Annotated in this window: 29 protein-coding genes; all 29 read left to right on the forward strand. The window is 28.8% G+C overall.

Going from position 1 to position 24474, the window contains the following annotated elements:
• Positions 1–7: 7 nt before the first annotated feature.
• The 29 genes from FYJ83_RS00260 to ytfJ all read left to right on the forward strand — a co-directional run bounded on the left by FYJ83_RS00260 (position 8) and on the right by ytfJ (position 24436).
• Entirely contained in the window at positions 8–673 is a 666-nt protein-coding gene (locus FYJ83_RS00260; protein WP_154437932.1) for a SpoIIIAH-like family protein, read from the forward strand.
• A gap of 64 nt (positions 674–737) precedes the next feature.
• Positions 738–1142, forward strand: coding sequence for an Asp23/Gls24 family envelope stress response protein (locus tag FYJ83_RS00265; RefSeq protein ID WP_326828275.1), 405 nt, complete (start codon positions 738–740; stop codon positions 1140–1142).
• 55 nt (positions 1143–1197) lie between these two features.
• On the forward strand, positions 1198–1749 hold the full coding sequence (gene amaP, locus FYJ83_RS00270) for an alkaline shock response membrane anchor protein AmaP (protein ID WP_154437936.1): 552 nt from the start codon (positions 1198–1200) through the stop codon (positions 1747–1749).
• A 14-nt stretch (positions 1750–1763) separates the two neighbouring features.
• Positions 1764–2000: a DUF2273 domain-containing protein gene (locus FYJ83_RS00275; protein WP_154437938.1), complete on the forward strand. Its 237-nt coding sequence runs from the start codon at positions 1764–1766 to the stop codon at positions 1998–2000.
• Positions 2001–2032: 32 nt separating this feature from the next.
• On the forward strand, positions 2033–2440 hold the full coding sequence (gene nusB, locus FYJ83_RS00280; protein WP_154437940.1) for a transcription antitermination factor NusB: 408 nt from the start codon (positions 2033–2035) through the stop codon (positions 2438–2440).
• A 17-nt stretch (positions 2441–2457) separates the two neighbouring features.
• A complete protein-coding gene (gene xseA / locus FYJ83_RS00285; protein ID WP_154437942.1) occupies positions 2458–3675 on the forward strand; it encodes an exodeoxyribonuclease VII large subunit in 1218 nt (405 codons plus the stop codon).
• A complete protein-coding gene (gene xseB, locus FYJ83_RS00290; protein WP_154437944.1) occupies positions 3665–3898 on the forward strand; it encodes an exodeoxyribonuclease VII small subunit in 234 nt (77 codons plus the stop codon). The genes xseA and xseB overlap by 11 nt, the downstream gene beginning before the upstream one ends.
• A gap of 2 nt (positions 3899–3900) precedes the next feature.
• A complete protein-coding gene (locus FYJ83_RS00295; protein ID WP_154437946.1) occupies positions 3901–4770 on the forward strand; it encodes a polyprenyl synthetase family protein in 870 nt (289 codons plus the stop codon).
• 688 nt (positions 4771–5458) lie between these two features.
• Positions 5459–6058: a hypothetical protein gene (locus FYJ83_RS00300; protein ID WP_154437948.1), complete on the forward strand. Its 600-nt coding sequence runs from the start codon at positions 5459–5461 to the stop codon at positions 6056–6058.
• 20 nt (positions 6059–6078) lie between these two features.
• Positions 6079–6876: a TlyA family RNA methyltransferase gene (locus tag FYJ83_RS00305; RefSeq protein WP_326828271.1), complete on the forward strand. Its 798-nt coding sequence runs from the start codon at positions 6079–6081 to the stop codon at positions 6874–6876.
• Positions 6877–6906: 30 nt separating this feature from the next.
• Positions 6907–8607 carry a DNA repair protein RecN gene (recN, locus tag FYJ83_RS00310; RefSeq protein WP_154437950.1) on the forward strand — a complete coding sequence of 567 codons (1701 nt, stop codon included), beginning with the start codon at positions 6907–6909 and terminating at the stop codon, positions 8605–8607.
• Positions 8608–8903: 296 nt separating this feature from the next.
• Positions 8904–10184: a SpoIVB peptidase gene (gene spoIVB / locus FYJ83_RS00315; RefSeq protein ID WP_154437952.1), complete on the forward strand. Its 1281-nt coding sequence runs from the start codon at positions 8904–8906 to the stop codon at positions 10182–10184.
• A 105-nt stretch (positions 10185–10289) separates the two neighbouring features.
• Positions 10290–11129, forward strand: a complete 840-nt coding sequence (spo0A, locus tag FYJ83_RS00320) for a sporulation transcription factor Spo0A (protein WP_154437954.1) — start codon at positions 10290–10292, stop codon at positions 11127–11129.
• 125 nt (positions 11130–11254) lie between these two features.
• Positions 11255–12376, forward strand: a complete 1122-nt coding sequence (gene steA / locus FYJ83_RS00325) for a putative cytokinetic ring protein SteA (protein WP_154437956.1) — start codon at positions 11255–11257, stop codon at positions 12374–12376.
• Between the two features lie 11 nt (positions 12377–12387).
• Positions 12388–13266 carry a copper transporter gene (locus FYJ83_RS00330; RefSeq protein ID WP_154437958.1) on the forward strand — a complete coding sequence of 293 codons (879 nt, stop codon included), beginning with the start codon at positions 12388–12390 and terminating at the stop codon, positions 13264–13266.
• Between the two features lie 14 nt (positions 13267–13280).
• A complete protein-coding gene (locus FYJ83_RS00335) occupies positions 13281–13973 on the forward strand; it encodes a glycosyltransferase family 2 protein (RefSeq protein WP_154437960.1) in 693 nt (230 codons plus the stop codon).
• Between the two features lie 4 nt (positions 13974–13977).
• A complete protein-coding gene (locus FYJ83_RS00340; RefSeq protein WP_154437961.1) occupies positions 13978–14784 on the forward strand; it encodes an MraY family glycosyltransferase in 807 nt (268 codons plus the stop codon).
• A gap of 9 nt (positions 14785–14793) precedes the next feature.
• Complete coding sequence (locus FYJ83_RS00345; RefSeq protein ID WP_154437963.1) at positions 14794–15864, forward strand: DUF3866 family protein; 1071 nt, start codon at positions 14794–14796, stop codon at positions 15862–15864.
• A gap of 15 nt (positions 15865–15879) precedes the next feature.
• Positions 15880–16422, forward strand: coding sequence for an NUDIX hydrolase (locus FYJ83_RS00350; protein WP_154437965.1), 543 nt, complete (start codon positions 15880–15882; stop codon positions 16420–16422).
• Between the two features lie 64 nt (positions 16423–16486).
• The gene (gene spoIIM, locus FYJ83_RS00355; RefSeq protein ID WP_195837875.1) at positions 16487–17107 is read left to right on the forward strand and encodes a stage II sporulation protein M; all 621 of its coding nucleotides are present in this window, start codon (positions 16487–16489) and stop codon (positions 17105–17107) included.
• A gap of 30 nt (positions 17108–17137) precedes the next feature.
• Positions 17138–18025: a site-specific tyrosine recombinase XerD gene (xerD, locus tag FYJ83_RS00360; RefSeq protein ID WP_154437969.1), complete on the forward strand. Its 888-nt coding sequence runs from the start codon at positions 17138–17140 to the stop codon at positions 18023–18025.
• A gap of 11 nt (positions 18026–18036) precedes the next feature.
• Positions 18037–18855 carry a purine-nucleoside phosphorylase gene (locus tag FYJ83_RS00365; RefSeq protein WP_154437971.1) on the forward strand — a complete coding sequence of 273 codons (819 nt, stop codon included), beginning with the start codon at positions 18037–18039 and terminating at the stop codon, positions 18853–18855.
• 14 nt (positions 18856–18869) lie between these two features.
• Positions 18870–20174, forward strand: coding sequence for a pyrimidine-nucleoside phosphorylase (locus tag FYJ83_RS00370; RefSeq protein ID WP_154437973.1), 1305 nt, complete (start codon positions 18870–18872; stop codon positions 20172–20174).
• 93 nt (positions 20175–20267) lie between these two features.
• The gene (locus FYJ83_RS00375; protein WP_154437974.1) at positions 20268–21428 is read left to right on the forward strand and encodes a D-alanyl-D-alanine carboxypeptidase family protein; all 1161 of its coding nucleotides are present in this window, start codon (positions 20268–20270) and stop codon (positions 21426–21428) included.
• A 96-nt stretch (positions 21429–21524) separates the two neighbouring features.
• Positions 21525–22115 (forward strand): site-2 protease family protein, encoded by a 591-nt coding sequence (locus FYJ83_RS00380; protein WP_154437976.1) that lies wholly within the window; start codon positions 21525–21527, stop codon positions 22113–22115.
• A 5-nt stretch (positions 22116–22120) separates the two neighbouring features.
• On the forward strand, positions 22121–22864 hold the full coding sequence (locus FYJ83_RS00385) for a segregation and condensation protein A (protein ID WP_154437978.1): 744 nt from the start codon (positions 22121–22123) through the stop codon (positions 22862–22864).
• A 5-nt stretch (positions 22865–22869) separates the two neighbouring features.
• Positions 22870–23415, forward strand: coding sequence for an SMC-Scp complex subunit ScpB (scpB, locus tag FYJ83_RS00390; RefSeq protein ID WP_154437980.1), 546 nt, complete (start codon positions 22870–22872; stop codon positions 23413–23415).
• Between the two features lie 69 nt (positions 23416–23484).
• A complete protein-coding gene (locus FYJ83_RS00395; RefSeq protein WP_154437982.1) occupies positions 23485–24054 on the forward strand; it encodes a DUF2953 domain-containing protein in 570 nt (189 codons plus the stop codon).
• On the forward strand, positions 24008–24436 hold the full coding sequence (gene ytfJ, locus FYJ83_RS00400) for a GerW family sporulation protein (protein ID WP_154437984.1): 429 nt from the start codon (positions 24008–24010) through the stop codon (positions 24434–24436). The genes FYJ83_RS00395 and ytfJ overlap by 47 nt, the downstream gene beginning before the upstream one ends.
• The last annotated feature ends 38 nt before the right edge of the window (positions 24437–24474 follow it).

The following is a 24474-nucleotide window of genomic DNA, read 5'->3' on the forward strand; positions in this document are numbered from 1 at the left end:
AATAGCTATGTTTAAAATTAAAAGACCAGCAATTATCGGTTTATTAGTAGTATTATTGGTATTTACAGGATACTTAAATCACGAATTGACACAACAAGCTCAACGTAAATCATCAAGAGATTATCAAAACCATGAGTTAGCAGAAATGGCCAAGATGAACAAAGAAAATGATTTAGAAGAAGATACGACAGAAGTGGATTTAGAGAACCTAGATACAGTTGATTCAGCTGAAGTATCTAGTGATAGTGTTGATGTAATAGATTCAGCTAAAAATGATGAAAATGAAGCTTTAGAAACCATGTATACAGAAGGAAGTAAAGGGATTAAGAACTACTTTGTTGAATATAGATTATCTAGAGATAAATTAAGGGCTACTTTAGTAGATAGATTAGATCAAATTGTAAATAATGAAAAAACAGCAGAAAATATAAGAACGGATGCTCAAAAAGAAATAATTAAATTAGGAAACAATTCAGAGCAGGAACTTCAAATTGAAGGATTAATAAAAGGGAAAGGTTTTGAAGATGCAATAGTATTTTTAACAGATAAAGATATTAAAATAGTTGTATCAAAAGATGATCTAAATGAACAAGATATGGTAAAGATCTTAGACATAGTAAAATCGGAGACAGAATATAATGCTAATAATATTAAAATAATGAAAAAGCAATAGGAAATGTTTGTAAATAGGATAATCCTTTGATATAATAACTTTAAGAACTATAGTAGCAATGGAGGTGTTTGTTTTGAATGAGTTTTCAAATAATGAAAGTATTGAAAATGGAACAGTAAAAATCGCAGATGACGTAGTTGCAATTATTGCTGGAATAGCAGCTACAGAAGTAGAAGGTGTAGCAGGTATGAGTGGCGGTATTACTGGTGGCATTACTGAAATGTTAGGAATGAAAAATTTATCTAAGGGTGTTAAAGTAGAAGTTGGAGATGAAGAAGCAGCCATAGATTTATATATCATAGTAGAATATGGCTCAAATATTTCAGAACTAGGAAAGAAAGTGCAAGAAAATGTTAAGAATACATTGGAAACTATGACGGGGTTAAATATCATAGAAGTAAATGTAAATATTTTAGGTGTAAACTTTCCAAAAGAGCCTAAGATAGAAGCAGAAGCAAGAGTAAAGTAGTATTTTACCCTCTGATTATCAGAGGGTAATTTTAAATACTAGAAAGGAGATACCAATGAAGATAATTGATAGGTTTATTATTGCTTTATTTTCTTTATTTGTATTAGCATTATCTGTATTTTTAATCATAATTCCATTCAATATAAATGGTTTTTTTTCAATTCAAAATATGAATTATTTTATTTTGAGTATGCACAGAAACTATTATTATACTTTGTTTGGAATTCTTTTATTTATTGCCAGTATAAGAATTATATTTTCAGGATTTTCTAGAAAAGGTGTGGAAAGTAAAGGTGGTTCATATTTAATTACTAGAAATGATTTAGGTGAGATAATGATTTATTCTGCTACAATAGTTTCTCTTGTGGAAACTGCAGTTGAAAAATTTTCAGGTGTAAGTAATATAAAGATTGATGTAGAACTTATAGAAGGACAAGTTGGAATTAATCTTACAGGAGATGTATCTCCGGGAGTTAGTATTCCAGAGGTAACTAAAGAGTTACAATCTGTAGTTAAGGGATATATTGAAAATGCAACAGGAGCTAAAGTAAGTGAGATAAATGTAAAAACAAATAATGTATCAGTACCTACTAGAGCAATACGATAAAAATGAGGTGTGATATGATTAAACAAATATTAAGAGAACTTCTAGAGATTATCAATAATAATAGAGGAAAATTTTTTGGAGCCTTGGCAGGATTCTTAGTAGCTGTTTCAATTCTTATTATTGGTTTTTTTAAAACCTTGTTTATTTTTCTATGTACTTGTATAGGATATATTCTAGGAAGCAAATCATATAAAAAAATAGACTTTAGGGAAATACTAGAAAAGATACTTCCTCTAGGTGGTAGAAGTTAATAATTATAGTTTGAATTAATTAGGAGGAAAACATGGGAAGAAAACAAGCAAGAGAAGGAACTATGAAATTGCTTTATCAAATGTCAGTAAATGAAGATTTTTCTGATGAGGCTTTGGATGTTTATTTTACGGAATATACTTTTGATGAATCAGAAAAAGAGTATATACTAGATGCTATAAATCAGATAAAACAAAATGTAGATTCCATTGATAATTATATTGAAAAACATTTGGAAGGCTGGAATATCCATAGAATAGCCAAAGTTGATTTGGCAGTTTTAAGAATAGCTGTATATGAAATTATATATAGAAAAGATATTCCAGTTCAGGTATCCATTAATGAAGCCATTGAAACAGTAAAAAGATACAGTACTGAAGAATCTTTTAAATTTATAAATGGAGTTCTGGGAGGGCTAGTTCGTTCTATTAATAAAGAATAATTCTTAGGAGGTAGGTCATGGGACCTCTAAAGGTAAGTGAAGTTAATAACTATATTAAAAGAGTATTTTTATCTGATATGATTTTATCTTCTTTAAGTATAGAAGGAGAAATTTCTAACTTTAAACATCATTATAGCGGACATATGTATTTTAATCTTAAAGATGAAAAGGGAAAGATTAAATCAGTTATGTTCAAAAGTGATAATGAGAATTTAAAGGTTAAATTAGAAGAAGGCATGAAGATAATAGCAACAGGATATATCTCCCTATATGAAAAAGAGGGAGATTATCAATTTTACATTAGACATATTAAAGAAAGTGGTTTAGGAGATCTTTATAGGGAGTTTGAAGAATTAAAAAAGAAGCTAGAATCTGAAGGGCTATTTTCAGAAAGCAATAAAAAGAAAATACCTACTATGCCTAAAAAGATAGGTATAGTAACATCATCTACTGGTGCTGCCATTAGAGATATTATTACGGTAATCAAGAGAAGATTTCCACCTTGTAACATATTAATATATCCATCCTTAGTCCAAGGACCACAAGCTCCCAAGGAGATTTGTAAAGGTCTTAAATATTTAGATAGCAGGCAAGATATAGATTTAATAATTACAGGAAGAGGTGGTGGTTCCATAGAAGAGTTATTTGCCTTTAACGATGAATATGTAGCTAGAACTATCTACGATCTAGAAACCCCTATTATATCTGCCGTAGGTCATGAAACGGATTTCACCATAGCAGATTTTGTTGCAGATTTAAGAGCTCCCACACCTTCAGCTGCTGCAGAACTTGCTGTACCCAATATATGTAGTTTAAATAATGATCTACAAAATAAATATAATAGATTAATCAAAGGGATTTTACAAATTCTTGGACAGCATAAAGTAAGGATAAATCATTTAAATAAAAATTTAAAGTTTTTTAATCCAGTGAATCAGTTAAAAGATAAAAGACAGGAATTAGACAATTTATTTAAAGACTTAAATTATCTAGTGGAAAAGAACTTTATGAACAGGAAAAGTCAACTAGGAACCTTAAAAAATAGCCTAGATTTATTAAATCCATTATTAGCTTTAGATAGGGGTTACGGTATTTTAATGAATAAAGATGGAAAACTTATTAAATCCGTTGAAAATATCGTATTAAATGAAGAAATCGATATATTGCTAAAGGATGGACAAATAAATACAATAGTAAAAGCTATTGATAAAGGAGGATTAGCAGATGAAGAATAAAAATTTAGCTTATGAAGATGCTATTTCAAAATTAGAATCTATTTTAGAAGAATTAGAAGAAGATGGCTGTACCTTAGATGAATCCATTGATAAATTTAAAAAAGGTATAGAATTATATAATTACTGTAATAATTTATTATATAAGGCAGAAGGAGAAGTAAAGATTTTACTAGAAGATAAGGAAGGCAATATGTTAGATATTGAATTCCCTATGGAGGGATAGTTATGGATTTAAATAATGAGCTAAAAAGAATTAATTCTGTAATTGACATGGAATTTAAAAATATATTTAAAGACAAAGATGTTTATCAAAAAAGGATTATCGAGACAATAGATTATAGTTTATTTACTGGTGGTAAAAGACTAAGACCTATAATGGCTATTAAAAGCTATGAACTTTTTAAAGATGATATAGAGGAAATATTGCCTTATGCAGTAGCTATCGAAATGATACATACATATTCTTTGATACATGATGACCTACCATCAATGGATGATGATGATTTTAGAAGAGGGAAACCTACTAGTCATAAAGTATTTGGTGAAGCTATGGCAATTTTAGCAGGAGACGGTCTTTTGAATTTAGCTTTTGAAACCATGGCAGATCATATAGATAAAAAAGCTAAGACTATTGAAGATTATAAAAAATATACTAAAGCTTTTAAGGAAATAAGCGGGTATTCCGGAATATACGGTATGATAGGAGGACAAGTAGTTGATCTTCTAGCAACTCATAATACTATGTCTGAAGAAAAACTTCTATTTATGTATAAGACTAAGACTGCTGCCTTAATCCAGTCCGCTTTAGTAACAGGTGCTATTATTGGTGAGGCTTCAGATATTGAGGTAGAAGCTATGAGGGAATTTGGATTAAACCTTGGGTTAGCATATCAGATTAGAGATGATATTCTAGATATAAATCAGGATAAAATTATAAAAAAATTGACCTATTTATCATTTCATGATTTAGATAGAGCAAAAATAGCAGTGGAGGAATATAGTAATAAGGCAATGAATTCTTTAAAAGGATTAAACAATAGAAATACTGACTTCTTTGTGGCTTTAACTGAAGAACTAATAAGTCGTGATAAATAAGATTTGTTGAATTTGAATATTATTTATGCTATAATATTTTTAGCTTGAGTGGTACAGTATTCTAGTCAGTACAACTATTCTAGAGGGCGGGGCTAAAAATCCGTCGAAGGGCATATCGATGAAGTTCCTTGTTTCGGCTTGCGACGCCCAGTCGTGGGCTGTTGCTGGGAGTAAGAGGGATGGGGCGATCTGCAATGGCATGCAGGCGTTGACCCTACTCTCGTGGAGACATGATAATTTAGAATAAATAATCATGATAAACCTGCTATGTCTTGGGACAAATAGCAGAGTAGCCTGCCTTGAGTGAAGTATGGCGGATGATAAGTTCAATTTAAATTGTTGAAGGGCCCGATACATTTTAAATTCTGTTATCGAAACCTATTTTGCAAAAGAGGCTAAGGAATAGAATGGCTGTAGAGGAAAACTCCTAGACTGTTCCAAAAGAAGTAAGCTGTGGATTACAGTGCGGACTAAGTGGCAATCCAGTTCTATCTTTGGTGACAAGATTGTAATAGAATTAAAGGGAAACCGCTGTTATGGCGACAGACAGTTTTTATTAGGGAAATCCTGCTGGACCTAAAGCCGTAAGATTTACACAGTTTACTACCACTCTTAAAGCTGATAGCTTATGGCTATCAGCTTTTTGTATATACAAATGTATTTACATATAAGTAATTGGAGGTAGCATATGAATAAAAAAGAAGATGAAAAAACCTTTAGTAGTAGATATAATATAAAATGGGTTTTTCTTATAAGTATATGGACTTTTTTCATGTCTGGTACTATTTCAATAATTACTGGAAATCTAGTAAATAATTTAGATATTTTAATGGCTTTTCTTGTTCTAATTATAATAATGCTAATAGGTATTATATTTGATATTATTGGTATAGCCGTAACAACAGCCGAAGAGAAACCTTTTCATGCTATGGCGGCAAATAAAGTAGAAGAAGCTAAATTTTGTATAAAACTTGTAAGAAGTGCAGGACAGGTTTCTAACTTTTGTAATGATGTTATAGGAGATATTTGTGGAATAGTCTCTGGAGCTGCTGGTACTACCATAATATATAAATTAATGTCAAGATATGATTTAATAGATGGAACAGTTTTTAGTATAATTATTACATCATTAGTTGCATCATTAACTGTAGGTGGTAAGGCATTTGGCAAGTCCATAGCCTTGTTTAATTATGAAAAGATTATTTATGGTATAGCTAAGATATTAAATTTTACCAATAAACACTTAGGCATAGATATATTGCCTAATAAAAGGAAAAATAAAAAGTGACTAATATGGAGAGATGATAAGTGAAAAAAAGAGCAGATATAATTCTTTATGAAAAGGGTTTAGTAGATTCACGAGAAAAGGGTAAAAGAGTAATAATGGAAGGCTCAGTTTTTGTTGGGAATCAGCGTATAGATAAACCAGGGGAAAAAATAGATGAAAATACAGAAATTACTATTAAAGAAAATCCGAATATATATGTAAGTCGTGGAGGATTGAAACTAGAAAAGGCTATAGCATCATTTGACCTAAATTTGGAAAACAAGGTTTGCATGGATATAGGGGCTTCTACTGGAGGATTTACGGACTGTATGTTAAAAAGCGGAGCATCTAAAAGCTTTGCTGTTGATGTAGGATATGGACAATTAGATTGGAAACTAAGAAATGACTCAAGAGTAATAGTTATGGAAAGAACTAATATAAGAAATGTAACTAAGGAAGATATTAAAGAGGAAATTGACTTTATATCCATTGATGTATCCTTTATTTCTTTACGCTTAGTTTTACCTGTAGCTAAGAGTTTATTAAGCGAAAATGGAGAAATTATTGCATTGATAAAACCACAATTTGAAGCTGGTAGAGATAAGGTGGGTAAAAAAGGAATAATTAGAGATAAGGATATTCACTTTGAGGTGATAAAAACTGTAGCTGAATTTTCTAATGAACTTGGGTTAGGAGTTTCGTGTCTTACTTATTCACCTATAACTGGAGCTACTGGAAATATTGAATTTCTAATATATTTAAAAAATGATATAAATGATTCTATTAAGGAAGAATTAATTGCCAAAGTTATTGAAGAAGCTCACAATACTCTTAGTTAAATATGATTTTAATCATTTGGGGGTTTTTATATGTTAGTTGAATTAAGTATTAAAAATTTTGCAATTATTGAGGACTTAAAAATAAATTTTACTAAGGGTTTAAATATTATTACAGGAGAAACAGGATCGGGAAAATCAATTTTAATTGAAGCCATAGGTATAATTTTAGGTTCAAGGTCCAGTCGAGATTTTATTCAATCTGGGAAGGAGAAAGCATTACTAGAAGGAGTATTCCATATAGAGAATCCATCTGTTATAAGACCTATATTAAACGAATACTCCATAGATATGGATGAGGACAATATATTGATTATCTCTAAAGAAATCTATTTGAATGGACCTAGTTTATCTAGAGTAAATGGAAGAAGTATTACTTTAACTATGTTAAAAAATATAACAACAAAATTAGTAGATATTTTTGGACAACACGAACATCAATCTCTTTTAGATTCATCTAATCATCAATTATTAGTTGATTCTTTCGGGGATAAAGAATTATTTGAATTAAAATTCCAAATTAAAAATTATTATGAAGAATGGTCAAATGAAAAAAATAAATTAAAAAATCTTTCCATAAGTGGAAGTGAAAGAGATAGAGAAATAGATATATTAAAGTTTCAAATAGAAGAAATAGTTGATATTGAATTAACTCCAGATGATGAAAGTAATATAGAAATAGAATATAAAAAACTATCAAATATCGAAGAGATAACTAAGCTTATGGAAGAAACATTACTTTGTATAAACAATGAAAACTTTGATTCTCCCAATATATCCACTTTAATAAATAGAAGTATTTCTGCTATGAATAGTGCAAAAAAATTAGATGAGGAAATCATAGATTTTTATAAAAGACTTGTAGATATAAATTATGAATTTCAAGATTTATATAGGGAAATGCAAAAATATTTTGAGAATATCTTTATAGACTCAGAAAGATTAAGTTTTTTATATGAAAGAATCAATATGGTAAATAAATTGAAAAAAAAATATGGAAATACCCTAGATGAAATTTTAGCTTTTAAAGATAAGTCTCAAGAAAGGTTAGATGAACTTTTAAACTTTGAAAAAGAATTCGAACAAACAAATGCTAAAATAATTGAACTGGAAAAAAAACTAAAACTTATTTCTGAAAAGTTAACTGAAAAAAGAAAAATAATATCTAGAAAATTGGAAACGGATATAAAAGATGAATTAAGGTTTTTAGGAATGACAAAAATAGATTTTAAAGTAAATTTTGAAAAAACTTCTACATTTACTTCTGAGGGAGCAGATAAAATAGAATTTCTTATATCTACAAATTTAGGAGAAGATTTAAAACCTTTATCAAAAATTGTATCTGGTGGAGAAATGTCTAGAATAATGTTAGCTTTCAAAAGCATTTTAGCTTTTTCTGATAATATACCTACTATGATATTTGATGAAATAGATACAGGAATTTCAGGAAGAACTGCTCAAATTGTAGGAGAAAAAATTCATCAAATTTCAAATAATCATCAAGTAATATGTATATCACATTTGCCACAAATTACTGCATTAGCAGATAGCCATTTTGTTATAAATAAAATTACTTTAGAAAACAAAACTAGAACCATAGTAAATAAACTTTCAGATGAGGATAGAGTAAAAGAAATGGCTAGATTATTAGGTGGCATTGATTTAACAGATACTACTCTTAAACATGCGTATGAAATGATAGAAATGTCTAAAAAAATTAAAAGATCTAATTAATTCATTAAATTTTATAACACAAGCTTCTATATAAAATTTATTTACAGAAAGTATGTTTTTATAAAAGATAAAAGGTAGAATTTCTTATTCATTATAAAAAAATTATACAAATAAGATTCTCTAAAGACTTCCTTATAATATTTTCAAGGTAGTCTTTTTTATATGGAAAAACTTAAGTTAGTTGACATTTAAAAATTTTTTATTAGAGAATAATTAGTTTGAAAAAAGGCTAAATTATATATGAATTTAAAAGTTGGAGGTGAAGACGACTAAGCAAAATAGGAGAGTGATAGTTCTTGGGGAGATTAAAATTTGGCCATAAAATTCTAATTTCGATTCTAATATTATTTATTCTAAGTTTAAGTGTAAAAACTAACAAAATTTTATTTTATCCTTCTAATATAAATGTGGTAAAAGGAGAAAATAAAAGCCTAGATATATCATTTCCATTTTTTTTAAGTATTAACCATGAAAAAGAAAATGTAGTAGAGGCTAGTTTAAGTGCAGCTGAAAATATTGGATTGAAAAAGTCCTATAAATTAAATGGCTTAGATTCAGGAGAAGCAGAAATTCAATTAAAACTTTTAGGTTTTATACCTATAAAAAACTATAATATAAATGTAATTAATAGGCCTCATCTAATACCTGGAGGAAATGCTATTGGTGTCAGACTAAATACAAAAGGTGTATTAGTAGTGGCTGTAACTGATGTAATTGATGTTAATGGAGAAAGAAAGAGTCCAGCTAAAGATGCAGGTTTAAAAGTAGGAGACAGTATTTTAGAGATAAATGGAACAAAAGTTACAGATGCACAGCATGTAGTTAATGTTCTAAATGATTTAAAAGATACTACAGTAGAAATACTTGTACAAAGAAATAAAGCAGAGTTTTTGACAAAATCAATACCTGTTAAAAGTATCCAAGATAATTGTTATAGATTAGGAATTTGGGTAAGAGATAAAACTTCAGGTATAGGAACATTGACTTACTATAACAAAGAAACTAATGAATTTGGAGCATTAGGTCATGGAATTGTAGATACAGATACAGGAGGTTTGCTATCTGTAGAAAAAGGTAAAATAATGAATGCTAAAATATCGAAGATTGAACAGGGTAAAAAAGGAACTCCTGGGGAAATTAGAGGAGTATTTTATGAAACCAAAAACCTGTTAGGAGATATATCAATAAATAGTCCTTATGGTATATATGGAACTATAAATGAAGAAAACTTAAATTTCAATCTTAGTGAACCTATACCAATTGGATTTAAAGAAGAAGTAAAAGAAGGAAAAGCATATATATTAAGTACAGTTGATGATAATAAAGTAGAAAAATTTGAAATTGAAATAACTAAAATACAGCAGCAATCAAAAGCTGATCAAAAAAGCATGATTGTTAAGATTACTGATTCAAGACTTTTAGATAAAACTGGTGGAATAGTACAGGGAATGAGTGGAAGTCCTATAATTCAAGATGATAAACTAATTGGAGCTATTACTCATGTTTTTGTAAATGATCCCACTAAAGGTTATGGAATATATATTGAATGGATGTTAGAACAAACAAATAAGCCTTAAAGGCTTATTTGTTTAAATTTTTTTGAAAAAAAGAAGGAGTTTTTGTAAATTTGTCGAATTAGTATATTATGTTGCTATAAATTTCACGAAACAGGGGGATAAAATATGAGCAAAATAAAAGTTGTAATAGCAGATGATAATAGGGAGTTTAGTGACATTTTAACTCGCTTTATATCATCCTATGATGATTTTCAAGTAGTGGGTACGGCAAAGGATGGAATAGAAGCTTTAGAGGTTATAGAGAGAGAAGAACCAGAGGTATTAATATTAGATATAATTATGCCTCATTTAGATGGGTTAGAGGTATTAGAGAGATTAAGAGAGTCCAGTTCATTTAATTCCAATAGGCAACCAAAGGTAATCGTATTATCAGCAGTAGGACAAGATAAAATAACTCAAAGGGCTATAGAATTAGGGGCACACTATTATGTAGTAAAGCCTTTTGATTTTCAGGTATTTATAAAGAGATTAAAACAAGTTGTAGGAATTGACAATACTATTATATATTCTAAAGAAACACCTGAATCCTATATGAGTAATGTACCCAATATACCTAGTAAAATTAATATTGCTGGTGAAAAAAACTTAGAAGCAAAAATAACTAAAATAATACATGAAATAGGAATTCCTGCACATATAAAGGGATATTTATATTTGAGAGAGGCTATCTTTATGGTAATTGAGGATATGGACTTTTTAGGTGCTATAACCAAGGAATTGTATCCTAACATTGCAATTAAATTTAATACAACTCCTTCTAGGGTAGAAAGGGCAATTAGACACGCTATTGAAGTAGCTTGGACTAGAGGGAAAATAGATACTATAAATAGGCTATTTGGTTATACTGTAAGCAATAACAAAGGGAAACCAACAAATAGTGAGTTTATAGCACTCATCGCCGATAAGTTAAGATTAGAACAAGAAGGATTATCCTCAAGCTTTTAATTAAAGACACTCTTCAAATTTTCTTTAGAAGAGTGTCTTTAAAATTAATTATAATTAAGCTAATAATATGATATAATATATTGTATTTTGTCAATAATAGTATATACATTGTTCGGAGGTAGTTTATGTATATAAAAGGAATTATAAAAAAAGATAAGAAAACGAAAAATCTAGTAAATAGATTAGAAAGTAAAGACATTGCAGTTATATCTCATAAAGATTTAGACGAAATAGCCGCTTTATCTTTAGTAGATAAGAAAGTTTCCTGTATAATTAATACAGAGAAAACCATAAGTGGAAAATATCCAAATAGGGGACCAGCAATTTTAATGGAAAAAGAAATACCAATATTTGAAGTTGAAAATGAATATATATTTGAAAAAGTTAAAGAAGGAGATTTTATTGAAATCATTGATGAATCCATAATTTTTATGGGAAAAGAAATAGGAAAGTGCACATATATTAGTCCTAGTATGATTGAAGAATTAACAAAATTAGGTTATGATAATATAGAAAGAGAATTAGATGCTTTTATTGAAAATACATTAGAATATGCAAAAAAGGAGAAAAGCTTAGTTACTGGTAATATTAAAATCCCTGAAGTTAATACTGATATAAATGAAAGACATGCATTAGTTGTAGTAAGAGGCAAGGATTATAAGGTAGATCTAATTACGATAAAATCTTATATAGAGGATGTAAAACCAGTTTTAATTGGTGTAGATGGTGGAGGAGATGCTTTACTTGAATTTGGATTTACTCCAGACATTATAATTGGTGATATGGATAGTGTATCAGATAAAGCCTTATTGATGGCCAAAGATGTAGTAGTACATGCCTATGCCAATGGAAAAGCTCCAGGTTTAGATAGAGTAAGGTCCATAGGCATAGAACCTAAAATCTTTACATTACCAGGAACCAGTGAGGATATAGCTTTGCTTTTAGCATATGAAAAAGGTGCTGATTTAATTGTAGCAGTAGGAACTCATACAAATATGATTGATTTTTTAGAAAAAGGAAGAAAAGGTATGTCTAGTACGTTTTTAGTAAGGCTTAAAGTTGGTGGAAAGTTGGTAGACGCTAGAGGTGTAAATAAACTTTATACTTCTACATTTAAACCTAAGTATCTCTGGTTCATTGTAGTGGCAGCTCTCATTCCTATATCTATCTTAATTCTTATAAATCCTATTACTAGAAGCTTTTTAACATTACTGAAAATTAAACTAAGACTATTTTTAGGTCACTAAGGAGGTAAGATATGTTACCTAGTATGCGATTTTATATAATCTCTATTGTTTCTATTTTTATAGCACTGGGTATAGGAATATTTATTGGATTTACCATTGATACTCAAGATTTTATAACTGAGCAAAAGGATATAATAGGAGAAATAGTAGAATCACAATTTGAAACTTTAATTATAGAAAACAAAGAACTTAAATTAAATGAAGAACAATTAGAATTAGAAATTGGATATAAAGATGAATATATTGATTCTAGTTATGGATATTTAATAAAAGATAAATTAAAAGGATTAAATATAGGAATCATAGGAACCAATGAAGATTACGTTACGTCTGGAATAGGTAGGGATTTGGAATTAGCAGGTGCTAAAGTAATAAATGTTACTACATTAAATAATATTATGACCAATAAAGAGGATTTAAATGATTTATATAAGAGTTTAGAACTAAATATATCTAAGAATCCAGTAGAATCTACAGCAACTATAATAGCAGAATCCATAATAACAGGAAAAACAAATCATATATTTGATGACTTGGAGAGATGGGGGTTCATAGAAACTATTGGTAATTATGAAGAAAGTGTAGATTATATTATTATATGTGGAGGAAGTTTAATTGAATCCCCTAAGAGGATAAATCAGCTAGACAGATATATTGTTGAAACAGCTAAAAAATACAATATACCAATATTAGGTGTAGAAAAATCTAATGTTAATTATTCCTATATGCCTGGATACAAAGACTTGGGAATTTCTACAGTAGATAATGTAGATATGACCATAGGCAAAGTAGCAATGATATTTGCCATAGATGGAATGGGCGGACATTATGGAATTAAAAACATTTCAGAAAGTATAATTCCTCATTTTCGTGATGCAGTTGAAGAATGAATAGGAGAGATAATATGGAGGAAAAAGGTAGACTCGTATGTGTAGTTCCTGTTTATAATGAGTCAGATTTAATTGTAAATACAATAGAAAGCTTAAAGAAAATAGACTTAATTGATGAAATTGTTGTGGTAAATGATGGTTCACAAGACAATACATTAGAAGTCATCAATTCTCTTGATGTATCTGTAATTAACTTAGAAAAAAATTGTGGCAAAGGCTATGCAATGAGAAAAGCAATAGAGACTTTAAAATATGATTATATTGCATTTATTGATGGAGATTTAGGGGAATCTAGTATTCAAACAGAAAAATTAATTTTACCCGTAATAAATGGGGAGGTGGATGTATCTATAGCTAAATTTTCAGATAGAAGTACAATGACTAATACTAAAGGTGGATTTGGTATAGTAAAGAGATTTGCAAAAAGTGGAATTTATTTTTTTACTAAAAAAGAAATAGATACATCTTTATCTGGACAAAGAGTATATAAAAAGCAAGTTATAGAGAAAATGAACTATATACCAGATAGATATGGTATAGAAGTGGCAATGACTATTCAAACTATAAATAACGGTTTTTCAATAATGGAAGTACCAGTAACTATGAATCATAGGTATAGTCAAAGAAATTTACAGGGCTTTATTCATAGGGGAAAACAATTTATAGATATATTAAAGACATTTATAGTAATGTATTTTAGAGGGTGATAATATGATGATAATTAGTTTTGCTATATCTATTATTTTATCTTGTATTGGACTGCCAATGATTAAGGATTTGCTATTGAATGCAAATGTGGTTTGTGAAAACTATGAATCAAAAACTATACCAATATCCATGGGTCTTTTATTTATATTTGTTCAAGTAGCCACATTGGGAACTATGGAAATATTATTTGATTTTAATAGTAATTTTAATTTAGTGTATCTTTTAGGAATAAGCTTTATTGGATTAATAGGATTATTAGACGATTTAATAGGAGAAAAAAAAATAAAGGGATTAAAAGGACATATAAAATCTTTTTTTAAAGGAGTTCTTACAACAGGGGCAATTAAAGCTTTTTTAGGATTTTTTATTGCCTTGGTAGTCAGTTCTTCTATTTCTCATACATTAGTTGACTTTATTATTAATTCATTATTAATTGGTTTATTTACTAATTTTATTAATTTATTTGATTTACGTCCTGGCAGGGCAACTAAGGTTTTTTTAATTATTTCCATATTATTATTTTTAACTAGCTTTAAAAATGAGAATACATATATTTTATTTTCATTTTGGGGCATACTTATACCTTATATAGGATTAGATTTAAAAGCTAAGGCAATGATGGGCGATGTAGGTTCTAATGCTTTAGGATTTACATTAGGTATATATACTGCATCATATTTCAATACTATGACTAGAGGAATAATTTTATTGATACTGATTATTTTTCATATTATGGCTGAAAAGGTATCTTTCTCTAAAGTTATTGACAGCAATAGATTTCTGAAGTTTTTAGACAATATAGGAAGGTAGTGAAATAGTTTGATTAATTATAGAAGTGGAATTGTAAAATCCATAATTAATGATGAAAAAGATATAACCATAGTTAATGTTAATGTTGAGGGTAAAGTATGTAAAGCTGTAAATTACAAGGCTTTTACAGGTGAAGTTAATGTAGAAGATGAAGTTGTATTAAATACTACAGCAGTCGATCTATGTCTAGGTACAGGGGGGTGCCACTTTATTATATATAATCATAGAAATAAAGTAATGGAATCTAAAGGGCCAGGACATATAATGAAATTAAGATATACTCCTTATCAAATGAGTTGTTTAGTAACAGAGGAGGAAGATAGTCCCTATCATAATATATTTAATGACTTTAAATCGTTAGATAATCATGTATTTGTTGTATCCACTCTACATAGCATGGTTGCACCTATTGCTGCTATGATTAAATATATAAATAAAGATTTGAATATTAACTACATTATGACAGATGGTGGAGCATTACCAATAGCATTTAGCAACACTGTCCGTGATTTAAAGCATAAGGAAATACTGAATAAGACAATAACTGTAGGACACGCATTTGGTGGAGATTTAGAGACTATAAATATATATACAGGTTTAATAGCTGCTAAGGAAATACTAAAAGGAGATATAACAATAATATCTATGGGTCCTGGAATTGTAGGAAGTGGTACGAAATATGGATTTACAGGTATGGAGCAAGGTTATATAGTTGATGCTATAAATAATCTAGGAGGATTAGCGGTTGCTGTACCTAGAATAAGCTTTAAAGATTTAAGAGAAAGACATAAAGGTATTAGTCATCATACTATTACAGTTTTGTCTCAGATTACTAATACTAGAGCAAATATAGTTTTACCTTATTTAGAAAAAGAAAAAGAAGATTATATTATAAATCAAATAAGCAAAGCAAAAATTCAGGAAAAACATAATATCATATTCCAAAATGGGGAAAAGATTCAGAAAGCAATGGATAAGTTTAATTTAAAAACAAGTTCTATGGGAAGAACAATAGAAGATGATAAAGATTATTTTATTAGTTTAGGTTCTGTAGGACAATATGTAACAAGTCTATTTTAATAGAGGAGGATATTTATGATATTTGAAGAAAAAACTATGAAATCAGACAAATTATATGAGGGGAAAATACTTAATTTAAGAGTAGATACCGTAGAAATACCAGATAAAAAATATTCTAAAAGAGAGATTATTGAGCATCCAGGGGGAGTAGCAATAGTAACTTTAACTGATGATAACTCTATTATTCTTGTAAAACAATATAGAAAAGCAGTTGAGAAATTTTTGCTTGAAATTCCTGCTGGTAAATTAGAAGTAAATGAAGAACCAAGGGAAACAGCCGTAAGAGAACTAAAAGAAGAAACAGGATTAGAGGCTCAAAAAATAGAATATATAACAGAATTCTATACATCTCCTGGTTTTTGTAATGAAAAAATATATTTATTTTTAGCTACAGATTTAATGGAAGGAGAACCTAATCCAGATACTGGTGAATTTATTGAAATTGTAAAGTATAGTATGGATGAAGTTGTTAAGATGGTTGATAGAGGTGAAATAATAGATAGTAAAACCATAATAGGTATTAACTTTGCAAAAAAATATTTAGACAAAAAACAATAAGTGATATTATTCTCCCTTTTAGCATAATAATGTATAAGGCTTGTATACAAAGGGGGAAAATAAATTGTTATCTGTAAGAATTAGAAATTTAAGCAAAAGACATTTTCAATCTAATTTTAGTGTATATTTTATTTTAACTATTTGTTTTATATTAGGTATAATTGCTGGGGCATTTTTAATTAACAGACTGAATTATGAAGAAAGTTTAAAGTTTGCTAACTATTTTAGCTGGATTTTTGAGTATATACAAGTAGGAAACTCTAAATCAATAAATATATTTAAATCATCTTTATTCTACAATACAAAGATGATATTAATCATTTGGTTTTCAAGTCTAATTAGCATAGGAGTATTAATTATACCATTAATTGTTTCTTTAAAAGGTATAACCATAGGAGTGACAGTTGGTTTTCTAGTTAAAAAATTTGGAATGAAAGGTTTTATATTTGCATCATCAGGTCTTTTGCCTCATTATTTAATAATTATACCTGGATTTTTGGCAATAGGTGCATTAGGAATAACTTATTCACTCTATAGTACAAAAAATAAAAAAGGTAAAGTCAATAATAATATGATAGACTATTCAATTTTAATTTTATTGTTTTTTATAATTATTATATTGGGAGTTTTAATAGAAGGATTCTTTACTCCTTATTTATTGAATTTAATTCAATTTAAATTATAGCTTTTAAAATCACTACAAAGGAGAAGTAAAATGTCAGACAGGATTATGATAGATTATTTAGATTATATAAAAGAAGAAAAGAAATTGAGAAAAAATACATTAGAAGCATATAGCAGAGATATTTTACAATTCAGGGAGTATCTATTAGAACATGAAATCAAAGGATATGAAGATACAAATAAAACCATTATTATTACATATCTAATGAGTTTACAGAAAGAAGGTAAAGCTACATCTACAATATCCAGAAGTTTAGCTTCCATTAGATGTTTCTTTCAATTTTTATTAAATAATAATATAGTCAAAGAGGATCCAACATTAAATTTAAAATCACCAAAGACAGAAAAAAAAATACCTTCTATTTTAACTATTGATGAAGTCAATCTTTTATTATCTCAGCCTAAGTCAAAGAATTTTAAAGAAACTAGGGACAAGGCAATGCTTGAATTGTTATATGCTACTGGTCTTAGGGTTTCAGAGATAATTTCTATTAATATTAATGATATAGATTTAGAGTTAGGACTACTTGCTGTAAAAGAAAATGATGATAATCATAGAGTAATACCTATTGGTACTTTGGCATTGGAGGCATTAAATAGCTACATTTCCATATATAGACCTAAAGATAAAAGTGATGAAGAACCACTTTTTATAAATTATAGCGGTAATAGATTGAGTAGACAAGGATTTTGGAAAATAATAAAACAATATACTAAAAAAGCTAATATAGATAAGATCATAACTCCTCATACCTTGAGACATTCCTTTGCAGTACATTTAATAGAGAACGGCGCAGATATTAAGACGGTTCAGGAAATTTTAGGACACTCTGATATATCTACAACACATATATATTCATTTGCATCTAATGATGAAGAGTTAAGAGAAGTATATAAAAAATCACATCCAAGAGCATAGGAGGAAAAGAAATGGAATACATAAATAAAATAAAAGAGGCAGTTACGTTTATAGCATCAAAAACTACAGATTTACCTAAAGTTGGATTAGTGTTAGGATCAGGACTAGGAAGTCTGGCAGATAAAATCGAAAATCCTACTATAATTAAATATACAGATATACCTAATTTTCCTAAGTCAACTGTAGAAGGCCATGCTGGACAGTTAGTAATAGGAAAACTATCAGGTAAAGTAGTTGTTGCCATGCAGGGCAGGTTTCACTATTATGAAGGCTATCCACTAAAAGATGTTACTTTTCCCATTAGAGTAATGACTAGCTTAGGTGTAGAAAGTCTTATAGTAACTAATGCAGCAGGTGGTGTAAATACAGAGTTTACTCCAGGAGACTTGATGATAATTACAGACCATATTAATTTTACAGGACAAAATCCATTAATCGGTGAAAATTTAAATGATTTAGGTCCTAGATTTGTTGATATGTCGAAACCATATAATAGAGAATATATTAAAATGACTAAAGAAATAGGAGAAAAACTAGGATTAAACTTAAAGGAAGGGGTTTATATGTGGTTTACAGGGCCTACATATGAAACACCGGCAGAAGTAAAACTGGCTAGAATTGTAGGTGCTGATGCAGTTGGTATGTCCACTGTTCCAGAAGTAATAATTGCTAATCACGAGAATATTAAAGTTTTAGGAATATCCTGTATAACTAATATGGCATCTGGAATATTAGACCAGCCCCTTAATCATGAAGAAGTAGTAGAGACTTCCAATAAAGTAAAGAACAATTTTGAAAGACTATTAATAGAAATAATTAATAATATATAATAGGAGTTGAGCTTATGAGAATCTATGATATTATTAAGAAAAAAAGAGATGGTTACTCTTTAAGTACTGAAGAAATTAATTATTTTGTTGAAAATTATACAAATGGAAATATTCCAGATTATCAGGCGTCAGCTTTATTAATGGCTATTTATTTTAACAAAATGGATAAAAGAGAAACTTTAGATTTAACAAAGGCTATGATTAATTCAGGAGATACATTTGATTTATCTAATATAAATGGTATAAAGGTAGATAAGCATTCTACTGGAGGAGTAGGAGATAGTGTAACATTGATATTAGGGCCTATGATTGCAGCCTGTGGTGTTCCCTTTGTAAAAATGTCTGGTAGAGGATTGGGGCATACTGGTGGTACTTTAGATAAATTAGAGTCTATTAAGAATTTTAAAGTTGAATTAAGTAATGATGAATTTGTGAGAAACACCAATGATATTAATATTTCTATTTGTAGCCAGACGGGAAATATTACTCCGGCAGATAAAAAATTATATGCTTTAAGAGATGTTACGGCTACAGTTGAAAATCTGTCTTTAATAGCTGGAAGTATTATGAGTAAAAAACTTGCTATAGAGTCAGATGCCATAATCTTAGATGTAAAAGTTGGTTCTGGAGCATTTATGAAAAATATAGATGATGCTATTTCTCTAGCAAATGAAATGGTTGATATTGGGAATTCTTATGGTAGAAAGACCATAGCCATAGTTACAAATATGGATGAGCCTTTAGGTAAAGCCATAGGAAATGCTTTGGAAGTAAAAGAGGCAATAGAAACTTTACAGGGTAATGGACCAAATGATTTGTACGAGCTTTGCTTAAAATTAGGTTCTAAACTCCTGCTTCTTGCTAAAAAAGTGGACAAAGAAGAAGATGGAAGAAATATGTTAATAAATGTTATAAAATCAGGTAAAGCCTATGAGAAATTAATAGAGCTAGTACAACATCAAGGAGGGGACATTTCCTATGTGAAAGATACTGATTTGCTTCCAAAGGCTAAGTATATAGTGGAAGTTAAATCGAAGGTGGAAGGATATGTTAAATCTATTGATGCAGAAGAAATTGGCAAAGCTGCCTTATATTTAGGAGCAGGAAGGGAAACCATAGAATCTAAACTGGATTTAGCTGTAGGTATTGTTTTAAATAAAAAGGTAGATGATAAGGTAGAGTTAGGTGAAGTCTTAGCTTATATTCATTTAAATAATATGGAGAAAGCCGAAGAAGTAGAGAGGAGGCTACATGAAATATATTTGATTGGTGATAAAAATAATGCTAAAAAACAATTAATTTATAAAGAAATAGAATAGATTATTTCCAATTAATGTAAAGAACTTAGACATTGCATAAGTAAAGATTTTGTGGTTAATATAAAAGCAAACATATGAAATGGAGGTAATAGCTTGAAAAAGAAACTTATATCCGCCATATTATTGCTTTTAATTTTAATCACTTCTATTCCATCAGAAATATATGCAGTAGAGGATTTAAAGATTAATGCTAAATCAGCAGTACTTATGGACATTAATACTGGTGCTGTTCTTTATAAATTAAATGAAGATGAAAAATTGGCTCCAGCTAGTATAACTAAAATAATGACTATGGTACTGGGTATGGAAGCTTTAAGCAAAGGTAAAATTACTCTGGACGATAAAGTAATGGTAAGTGAGTATGCAGCAGGAATGGGTGGTTCTCAAGTATTTCTAGAAGCAGGAGAAACTCAAACTGTGGAAAATTTATTTAAGGCTATTGTAATAAGGTCTGCAAATGATGCTTCAGTAGCTTTAGCTGAACATATATCGGGTTCAGAAGATATATTTGTAAAGATGATGAACCAAAAAGCTAATGAATTAGGTATGCGAAATACTCAATTTTATAATTGTAGTGGATTACCTCATAATGAGCATCATACTTCTGCATATGATGTAGCTTTAATGTCTAAGGAATTGTTAAAGTACGAAAAAGTTCACGAATGGTTGACTATTTATATGGAAGATTTAACTGTAGGAAAAAATAAAAACAGTATACAGACCATGGTAAATACCAATAGATTAATTAAAGAATATGATGGAACTACTGGTGTAAAAACTGGTTCTACAAATGAAGCAGGTTTCTGTGTATCTGGATCTGCAAAGAAAGGTAATTTAGAATTAGTAGCAGTAGTTATGGGAGCTACTGATTCAAAGACTAGATTTAATGAAGCTAAAAGAATGTTAGATTATGGATTTGCAAACTATGATTCTGCTGAGATTGGTAAGAAGGGAGATATTTTGGCCACAATACCTGTAGAAAAAGGTAAGTTAGAAGAAGTGGATATAATGCTTTCCAAAGATTCTTATGTACTATTACCAAAAGGTAAGAAAGGTAATATTGAAAAGGAGACTGTCTTACCAGATATACTACATGCACCTATATTAGCAGGGGATGAAATAGGAGAATTAATAATCAAAATAGATGGAAAAGAAATGGATAGGATAAAATTAGTTTCTAAATCTGATGTAGAAAAGGCAAATTTAGTTAATATTTTAAATAAATTTATAAATAATTATTTAAAGGGAAGATAATTATTTGATATAAAGATTTTTTATACAACCTCGACTTTATTGAGTCGAGGTTGTATAATGTTATAATATAGATTAATAGAAAGAAAGGTGTTAATAATGGATATGATTTATAATTTACCAGGTCTTTTTACTGCTATTATATTCCATGAACTAGCTCATGGATTGATGGCTTATAAATTAGGGGATTCTACAGCAAAGGATGCAGGGAGATTAACCTTAAATCCTTTAAAACATCTTGATTTAACAGGATTCATTTTTCTACTTTTATTTAGATTTGGATGGGCCAAGCCTGTTCCTATAAATTCTTTTAATTTTAAGAATAGAAAACTAGGTACTATAATGGTTTCTTTAGTGGGTCCTATATCTAATTTTATAATAGCTTTTATTGTTGGATTTATTTTATCTTTAGATTTGATTACCAATGCCATAGTATTTGAAATATTATTTATAACTCTATGGTATAATATTATGCTAGGTGTGTTTAATTTACTTCCTTTTCCACCTTTAGACGGCTCAAAGATAGTTGCATCTTTACTTCCTAAAAAATTAGAATATTATTTCTATAAATATGAGAGATATTTCTATTTAATTCTTATTATTTTAATAGCTACTAATACTGTAGATAAGTTAATGAGACCTATTATAGATGCAGTATTAAATTTATTAATCTTTATAGTAGGATGGTAAAGTAGATGGATTACAAAATAGTAATAGATGCTTTTGAAGGTCCTATGGATTTATTAATTCATCTTATTGATAAGGCGGAAATAGATATATACGATATACCTATTAGTCTCATAGCAGAACAATTTGTAGAATATATTCGTCAAATGGAAGAATTGAATTTAGAAGTAACAGGCGAATTTTTAGTAATGGCAGCCACGCTTTTAGAAATAAAATCTAAATTATTACTTCCAAACAAAACTACTTCGGAAGATATGCAGTTAGAACTTGAAGAAGTAGATCCTAGGGTAGAGTTAGTCAGAAAGCTAGTAGAATATAAAAAATATAAAAATGCAGCAAATGAATTAAAAACTTTAGAAAATATATATTCTAAAGTTTATTATAAGCCAAAAGAAGATTTAATAGAGTTGGAAAGTGAAGACTTTCAACTGGAAGGTTTAAATATAGAAGTATTACTAAAATCCATAAATAATATTATTAAGAAAAGAAATAAGACTACATTAAGTCTAGACATTGGAGAGATTCAAAGGGAAGAATATACATTAGAAGAGTGCATGGAAAGTATAAAAAGTAATATAGTAGTAGGAGGAGTATTAAAATTTAGTTCTTTAATTGATGAAGATAGTACTAAAAATCAAATAATAACTTATTTTTTATCTGTACTGGAATTAATTAGACTTAAGTATATAAATGTATTTCAAGAGGAGGATTTTTCTGACTTAGTCATTAGTAGAAGAATAGAAAAGGAGTAATATGTATGGATTCTAAAGAGCTTAAATCAATTATTGAGGCATTATTATTTACTTGGGGTGATCCTCTGGAGATTAAAGACATAGCTTCAATTTTAGAATTAGATAAAGAAGAAGTGGGTACTATTATGAGTGAAATGATAGATGAATTCGATTATAATATGAGAGGGTTGAAAATAATAAAAGTAAATGATTCCTATCAGTTGGGAACAAGACCTGAACATTTTTCATGGATAAAAAAATTATCTAGTCCTAAGGTAGTAAAAAATTTATCTAACGCTGCCTTAGAAACATTATCTATTATAGCTTATAGACAGCCCATTATTAAATCCGATATAGAAGCCATAAGAGGTGTAAGATGTGATAAGGCAATAGAAACATTGACGGACAGGGAATTAATAGAAGAAATTGGAAGACTTGAACGAGTAGGACGTCCAATATTATATGGAACTACAGATGTTTTTTTAAGAACTTTTGGATTGGAAGGTTTGGAAAACTTACCACCATTAAATGAACTTATTGATGATTTTGATAGTAGAGAAGATGAAAAATAATACTAAAACTTAGTATTATTTTTCTTTTTTGGGAAATATTACATAGTGACCTTAAAAGGATGTGATTAAATGCTATATGTTATATTTTCATTGTTTTTATTTGTAATTTTATTTATTATGCCATTAAAAGTTAATATATACTATGAGTTTACTGATGAATCAAAATATAAAATAATTATTACATATTTATTCGGACTTATAAAAAAAGAAATTGATTCAACTAAAAAGGAGGAAACTAAATATAAAAATAGAAAAATCAAATTTAAAATAAATCCTAAAGATTATATATATTATATGATTCATGGTGGTAATGTAAAAAAAATACATTTTAAGATGAATATTGGATTTAAAGATCCCAGTTTACTAGGTATGTCTATTGGAATTATTTGGGCAATAGTCAATGGCTGTTTTGCTTATATCTTCAGAAATAAAAATATAGACAAAATTAAAGAAAAAAACATACAGGTAAATCCTATTTTTGATGCAGATGTATTTGAAATATTTTTTTTATGTATAATTAATGTAAAATTGGTTTATATTATTATTGCATACATTAGAATTTTAAAAGAAAGAAAAGAAGGTGGAGATAGTGTTGCCAGAACATCCAATAGAAGGCTTAATGAAAACTACAATGAATAATCTAAAAGAAATGGTAGATGTAAATACTATAGTAGGTGAAGCAGTCCATGCAGCAGATGGGTCTGTAATAATACCTGTATCTAAAATTTCCTTTGGATTCGCATCGGGTGGTAGTGAGTTTAATAGAGGAAAAAATAATGGACAGGAAGAAAAACTGCCCTTTGGTGGTGGAAGTGGAGCAGGAGTTGCAGTATCCCCTGTAGGATTTATTGTAGTTGGTAATGAACAAATAAAGTTGTTGACAGTAGATGAAGGTAGTAGTGCTTTAACAAATCTATTTGGATTTGTTGAAAAAATGACTGATAACTTACAGAAATCATTTACTAGTAAAAATGATACTATGAATACAGCGGAAACTGCCAATACTACTGAAATGAAGTAAAGGTTTATAAATAATTTTCCATAGGAGCAGGATGAATA

Source organism: Tissierella pigra (genome assembly GCF_009695605.1).
Taxonomy (GTDB): domain Bacteria; phylum Bacillota; class Clostridia; order Tissierellales; family Tissierellaceae; genus Tissierella; species Tissierella pigra.